Origin of the sequence: Streptomyces sp. NPDC096323, assembly GCF_040302845.1 — a bacterium.
Classification (GTDB): Bacteria; Actinomycetota; Actinomycetes; order Streptomycetales; family Streptomycetaceae; genus Streptomyces.
Map to the genome: position 1 here is coordinate 50,048 of NZ_JBEOSI010000019.1, position 6,238 is coordinate 56,285.

Consider the following 6,238-nt stretch of genomic DNA (forward strand, 5'->3'; position numbering starts at 1 on the left):
TCGTCATGAAGCGGCTGTCGTCATGAAGGAACATGCGCCGTACGAGACCCGCTTTTCTTCATAACCATGCCCAAGGCGCCGGACCCGATCGCCTCCGCGCTTGCTATACACCGATTCCGCTTGTTCCGATGCGCAACTTCGGAGACGTTGTCGCTGTTCTTTCCTGGCACGATGAATGCCGCCCGTCCCCCATCGGTGCCACGAGGAGGAACCGGTGCTCGTTCATTTGGTGCTAGACGACGAGATCCAGCGGTACGTGCAGGACGTGTCGCTCCGCGAGGACGACATCGCACGCGAGTTGCGGGCGGCGACCACCTCGCAGGTGTTCGAACACAACATGTCGGCCTCCCCCGAACAGGGGCAGCTTCTCGGCTTCCTCGTCGGGCTGATGTCGGCCAGAACCGTCGTCGAGGTCGGGGTGTTCACCGGCTACAGCACGCTCTGCATGGCCCGCGCGCTCCCCCCGGACGGCCGGCTCATCGCGCTCGACTTCAACGAGGAGTGGGCCGAGATCGGGCGCCCGTTCTGGGAGAGGGCCGGCGTCGCCGACCGTATCCGCCTCGAACTGCGCCCAGCGGTCCAGACCCTGGACATGCTGCTGGCCGAAGGCGCGGCCGGAACCGTCGACTTCGCCTTCATCGACGCCGACAAGGAGGGCTACCCGCTCTACTTCGAGCGCTGCCTCGAGCTGTTGCGGCCAGGCGGTCTGATGGTGATCGACAACGTCCTTCTGGCCGGCAACGTCGCGCGACCGGACTTCAGCGACCCGGAGACCGACTCCATGCGTGCGCTGAACTCCACGCTGCTCGAGGACGAGCGAGTCGAGCTGAGCATGCTTCCCATCTTCGACGGCGTCACGCTGGCGTACAAGCGCGCCCGCGACTGAGATGTCCTCTCGCGTCAGGAGCGACGAATGACCTACAACGGCTCCCGGGCAGCGGCCGGCAGGCTGTCCGTGGCGGTGCTCGGCACCGGCCTCATCGGCATCGACCTGGTGGCCAAGACCATCCGGTCCGGCCTGCTCGACCTGGGGCTGGTCGTGGGCCGCGACGAAGCCGCTCCGGGACTGCGGCGGACGGCGGCGCAGGGCGTGCCGGTCTCAGCCGGGGGAGTGCAGGCACTGGTGGACGCCGAGCACCCCTTCGACCTGGTCTTCGACGCCACCAGCGCGGCCGCCCACGCCGAGCACGTGGACAAACTCCTGCCGCTGGGCACGACACTGATCGACCTGACACCCAGCCGGAGCGGGCGGATGATCATCCCGACCGTCAACCCGGCGGACATCCACGCCCATCGTGACCTGAGCATGGTGAGCTGCGGCGGGCAGGCGTCGGTGCCGGTCCTGCACGCGATAGCGCAGGCCCACCGGATCGACTACATCGAGGTGGTGACGACGTGTGCCACCCGGAGCATCGGACGCGGGACGCGCATGAACCTCGACGAGTACGTCGAGACCACGCAGGAAGCGATCCGCAGCTTCACCGGTGTCAGGAACGTCAAGGTGATGCTCAACATCAGCCCCGCCCGGCCACCGGCGACCTTCCGGGTCGCGATGTCCCTGCTGGGCCCGGACCTCACCACCGAATCGGTGTCCTCGCTGGTGGCAGGAGCCGCGGACGAAGTCCGCTCCTACGCCGGAGGCTTCACGGTGAACGCGTGCACCGTGAATGACGGCAAGGCGTTCATCTCCGTCGAGGTCACGTCGTCCGGGGACCGCATCCCGCGGTACGCCGGGAATCTCGACATCATCAATTCCGCCGCGATCCTTGTCGCGGAGAGCTACGCGGCGGAACGGCTCCCGATGGCAGGCGTGGGGAAATCATGACCGAGGCGACGAAACCGGAGACCCCGGGCAAGCCGATCCAGATCCACGACCCGAGTCTGCGCGACGGCCACCACGCCGTCCGCCACCGCCTGGGCGCGGACCAGCTGCGCGCGTACGCCAGGGCGGCGGACGCCGCGCGCGTTCCGGTGGTCGAGGTCGGCCACGGCAACGGGCTGGGCGCCTCCTCTCTTCAGGTCGGCCTCGCCAAGCTCGACGACGACGAGATGCTGTCGATCACCAGGGAAGCCCTGACGAACAGCAAACTGGGTGTCTTCCTCCTTCCGGGCTGGGGCACGGTCCAGGACATCAAGAACGCCCTCGCGCACGACGTCGACCTGGTCCGCATCGGTACGCACTGCACCGAGTCGACCCTCGCCGAACGGCACCTCGGCTTCCTGCGCGATGAGGGTGTCCAGGCGCACGGCGTCCTCCTGATGAGCCACATGGCGACCCCGGACCAGCTCGCCGAGGAGTGCGCGCGCATGGTCGGCTACGGCGCCACCGGGGTGGGCATCCTCGACTCCGCCGGCCACTACCTCCCGGGCGACGTCACCGAGCGCATCCGGGCCATCCGCGACGCCGTCGACGTACCGGTGATATTCCACGGCCACAACAATCTGGGCATGGCCGTGGCGAACTCCGTCGCGGCAGCCGACGCGGGAGCCGACATCCTGGACGCGTGCGCGAGGGGTTTCGGGGCCGGCGCGGGCAACACCCAGCTGGAGGTGCTGGTCCCGGTGCTGGAACGGCTCGGGTACCAAACCGGCATCGACCTCTACGGGCTCCTGGACGCTGCGGACATCGCCGAACGGGAACTGATGCCCGCGCCGCCCACCATCGACTCGATCTCCGTCATCAGCGGTCTGGCCGGGGTGTTCTCCGGATTCAAGACCCGGGTGCTCGACATCGCCGCGCGCGAAGGCGTCGATCCGCGCGATGTCTTCTTCGAACTGGGCAGGCGCCAGGCGGTCGCGGGTCAGGAGGACCTCATCATGGACGTCGCGCTGGCGCTGAGGGGCGCCGGACTCGGGGAAGAGCCGTGACCGGTGGCCCGGGCGGGGCCGCGGACCGGGCGGTGGTCTGCGGGATCGGGTACCGGCTGCCGGACCGGATCGTCACCAACGCCGAGCTGGGCGCGCGTCTGGACACGCCGGAAGACTGGATCATGGAACGCACCGGGATCTCCCGGCGCCGCTGGGTGGAGCCGGGCGAGGCGACATCCGACCTCGCGGTCCGGGCGGGCCGGGCAGCCCTCAAGTCCGCCGGCGGCGGACAGATCGACGCCCTCGTGCTGGCGACCACCACCCCGGACCAGCGCTGCCCGGCGACCGCGCCGGAGGTGGCCTCACGCCTCGGCCTGGGCGCTGTCGCGGCCCTGGATGTCTCCGCCGTGTGCACCGGGTTCCTCTACGGCCTGGCGACGGGGGCCGGCTTCATCGCGGCGGGGCTGGCCGACCGCGTCCTGGTGATCGCCGCGGAGGCGTTCTCCACCCTCCTGGACCCCGACGACCGGACGACCCTGCCGATCTTCGGTGACGGGGCCGGTGCGGTGGTGCTGCGGCGCGGCCGGGCCGACGAGCCGGGCGCGGTCGGCCCGCTGGTCCTGGGCAGCGACGGCGAGCGCAGCGAGCTGATCACGGTCAGGGCCGGCGGCGCCCGGCAGCCGCTCTCCGGACCGGCCCCCCAGGACGGGTCACAGTACTTCCGGATGCGGGGACGCGAAGTGTTCCGGCAGTCGGTCGAGAGGATGAGCGCCGCGGGGACCGAGGCGCTGAACCTGGCCGGCTGGCAGCTGGGCGACGTGGACCGCGTGGTCACCCACCAGGCGAACGCGCGCGTCAGCGCGGCGCTGGCCCAGCGGCTCGGCCTGCGCCGGAACGCGATGGCACAGAACATCCGCGACGTGGGCAACACCGCCGCCGCCTCGATTCCGGTCCTGCTCGCCCAGGCGACGGCCGACGGGAGCATCGAACCGGGTCACCGGCTGCTGCTCGTCGCGTTCGGAGGCGGCCTCACCTGGGGCGCCACGACGCTGACCTGGCCGCACCTCGAACTCCACGATGCGTAGGGCATCGGAGCCACCGGACACCGGAGGACGCAATGTACGAGCGGCTGAAGGCAATCATGGTCGATGTCCTGCTGCTGGATTCCGACAGGGTGCGACCGGACGCGACACTCGAACAGGCGGGCGTGGACTCGCTCACCGTCGTCGAGCTGTCGTTGGTGCTCAGCCAGCACCACGGCATCGACATCTCCGACGACGAACTGATCGAGCTCGAGACGGTGGCGGACATCGCCGCGCTCATGGAGCAGCACCCCGCCCCTGATGCCCCCCGCTGACGCCTGTGGTGGGGCGGTGGCAGCCGCCCCACCACAGGCTCAGGTGCGCAGATAGGAGGCGCCGTTGAGGTCGAGAACGGTGCCGCTGGCCCACTCGGCCTGAGCGGAGGCCAGGTAGAACACCCCGGCGGCGATCTCATCCGGCTCCGCGACGCGGCCGAACGGGCTCTGCGCCCTGATCTCGTCGCCACCCGGCGGCTTGAGCCACTGCGTGGTCATATCGGTGGCCACGAACCCGGGCGCCACCGCGGACACCGCGATCCGGTACGGCGCCAGCGCCAGCGCCAGCGACTGGGTCAGGGAGTTCAGACCCGCCTTGCTGGCACCGTACGCGGGCACGTCCGGCTCGCCCCGGAACGCGCCCCGCGACGAGACGTTGACGATCCGCCCGCCACGGCCCTGCTCCTTCATGTGCCTGACCGCGCACCAGGTCACGTTGGCCGCGCCGACCAGGTTGACCCCCAGCGTCGCGCGCCACTGCTCCTGCCAGGTCGCGTAGTCGACCTCGGTGATCGGGTGCGCGGTGAAAATGCCGGCGTTGTTCACCAGGATGTCCAGACCGCCCAACCGGGCGACGGCCCCGTCCACTGCCGCGAGTACCGCCTCGCTGTCGGTCAGGTCGGCCTCGACGACGACGTGCCCGCTGCCGTCGAGTCCGGCCACCAGTTTCCCGGCGGCCTCGCCCGGCACCCGGTCCAGGATCGCCACCCGGTCGCCGGCCTGCGCGAACCGCTGCGCGATGGCCCACCCGATACCGCGGGCCGCCCCGGTCACCAGGACCGCGCGCCCTGCGTTCGGCTCACTCACGTTCTCGGCCATGAGTCAGACCCCTCTCGCCAGCCTGTCGGCGGCATCGGCTATGACCTCGTCAGGAAGGGAGAAGCACACGCGAATGTAGGGACGATCCGGTGGATTCAGGTAGAACGCTTCGCCGGGCACCGATCCGACGAGGCTTCGCCGGAGCAGGACTTCGGTCGCTTCCACCCCGGTCGCCACTCCCAGCTCCGAGCAGTCGACGAACAGGAAGTAGGAGCCGTCCGGCTCGTTGGGCGACAACCCGGCGGCGGCAAAGCCTTCCGTCAGGACTCGGCGCTTTCGGTCGTACATCGCGCGCAGGCCGCGGTAGTAGTCGTCGCCCAGCCTCAGTGCCCGCGCGCCGAGCTCCTGGAGCGGAGCGGGCGGGCAGACCACCAGCGCTTCGGCCGCGACCCTGACCGCGTGCATCAGCCGTTGCGGGCCGCAGGCGTAACCGAGCCGCCATCCGGGAACACTGAACGATTTCCCCAGCGACGACACCGTCACCGTGCGCCTGCCGAGATCGCCGACGGTCGCCGGGGCGATGTGCGGGGTCGGGCCGAAGTAGATGTCCTCATAGACCTCGTCGGTGATGACGAGCAGATCGTGCTCCTCCGCGACGGCCGAGATCGTCATGAGTTCGGCCGTGGTGAGCCGTCGCCCGCTCGGGTTGTTCGGCGTGCAGACGATCATCGCCCGGGTGCGGTCGGTGACAGCCGATCGCAGCGCTTGTTCGGTGACCTCGAATCCCGGGCCGAAGAGCCGGACCGGCTCCGCTCGCAGACCCAGCACCCCGAGCGCGGTCGGATAGTTGCCGTAGAAGGGTTCGAACAGGAGGACGCCGTCCCCCGGGTTGAGCAGCGCTGTGAGCGTGGCCATGAGGGCGCCGGTCGCGCCGACCGTGGCGACGATCTGAGTCGCCGGATCGACGCCGAGCCCGCTGTACTTCTTCAGCTTGTCGGCGACAGCCTCGCGAAAGACCGCGATTCCCTCGGGCTCGCTGTACGAATGGCCGATGTGCCCGAAATCCCGCGCGCCCTCCGCCAGCAGCGAAGGAGGCGGCGGAACCTGGCACAGTCCCTGCGCGATGTTGATGGCACCGAGTTCCCGGCAGCGCACCGTCATGGCGGTGATCGAGGACTCCTGCAGGTTCCGCATCCGGTCGGCGACGTCGATCATCAGGAGACCTCGGTGCTCAGCGTGTCCAGGAGCCGGTCGAGTTCCGCGACGGTGGGCGCGTCGAAGATCTCGTTGATCGATATCTCCACACCGACCGCC

7 protein-coding genes are annotated in these 6,238 nt (G+C 69.7%); 5 read left to right on the forward strand and 2 right to left on the reverse strand.

What is annotated here, in order from left to right; translation table 11 throughout:
• The first annotated feature begins 214 nt into the window (after nt 1-214).
• The 5 genes from ABTX18_RS35115 to ABTX18_RS35135 are packed head-to-tail and all read left to right on the forward strand — an operon-like array spanning nt 215 to nt 4,165.
• Complete coding sequence (locus ABTX18_RS35115) at nt 215-886, forward strand: O-methyltransferase (protein WP_352126854.1); 672 nt, start codon at nt 215-217, stop codon at nt 884-886.
• Nucleotides 887-913: 27 nt separating this feature from the next.
• Nucleotides 914-1,825 (forward strand): acetylating acetaldehyde dehydrogenase, encoded by a 912-nt coding sequence (locus ABTX18_RS35120; RefSeq protein WP_352126855.1) that lies wholly within the window; start codon nt 914-916, stop codon nt 1,823-1,825.
• Nucleotides 1,822-2,868 carry a 4-hydroxy-2-oxovalerate aldolase gene (gene dmpG, locus ABTX18_RS35125; protein ID WP_352126856.1) on the forward strand — a complete coding sequence of 349 codons (1,047 nt, stop codon included), beginning with the start codon at nt 1,822-1,824 and terminating at the stop codon, nt 2,866-2,868. The genes ABTX18_RS35120 and dmpG overlap by 4 nt, the downstream gene beginning before the upstream one ends.
• Nucleotides 2,865-3,893, forward strand: coding sequence for a beta-ketoacyl-ACP synthase III (locus ABTX18_RS35130; protein ID WP_352126857.1), 1,029 nt, complete (start codon nt 2,865-2,867; stop codon nt 3,891-3,893). The genes dmpG and ABTX18_RS35130 overlap by 4 nt, the downstream gene beginning before the upstream one ends.
• Before the next feature lie 32 nt (nt 3,894-3,925).
• Nucleotides 3,926-4,165, forward strand: coding sequence for an acyl carrier protein (locus ABTX18_RS35135; RefSeq protein ID WP_352126858.1), 240 nt, complete (start codon nt 3,926-3,928; stop codon nt 4,163-4,165).
• 39 nt (nt 4,166-4,204) lie between these two features.
• Here ABTX18_RS35135 and ABTX18_RS35140 read toward each other — a convergent pair whose 3' ends face one another.
• Together ABTX18_RS35140 and ABTX18_RS35145 are read right to left on the reverse strand one after the other, a co-directional pair.
• A complete protein-coding gene (locus tag ABTX18_RS35140; protein ID WP_352126859.1) occupies nt 4,205-4,984 on the reverse strand; it encodes an SDR family NAD(P)-dependent oxidoreductase in 780 nt (259 codons plus the stop codon).
• Nucleotides 4,985-4,987: 3 nt separating this feature from the next.
• Nucleotides 4,988-6,139 (reverse strand): pyridoxal phosphate-dependent aminotransferase, encoded by a 1,152-nt coding sequence (locus tag ABTX18_RS35145; protein WP_352126860.1) that lies wholly within the window; start codon nt 6,137-6,139, stop codon nt 4,988-4,990.
• Nucleotides 6,140-6,238 lie beyond the last annotated feature (99 nt).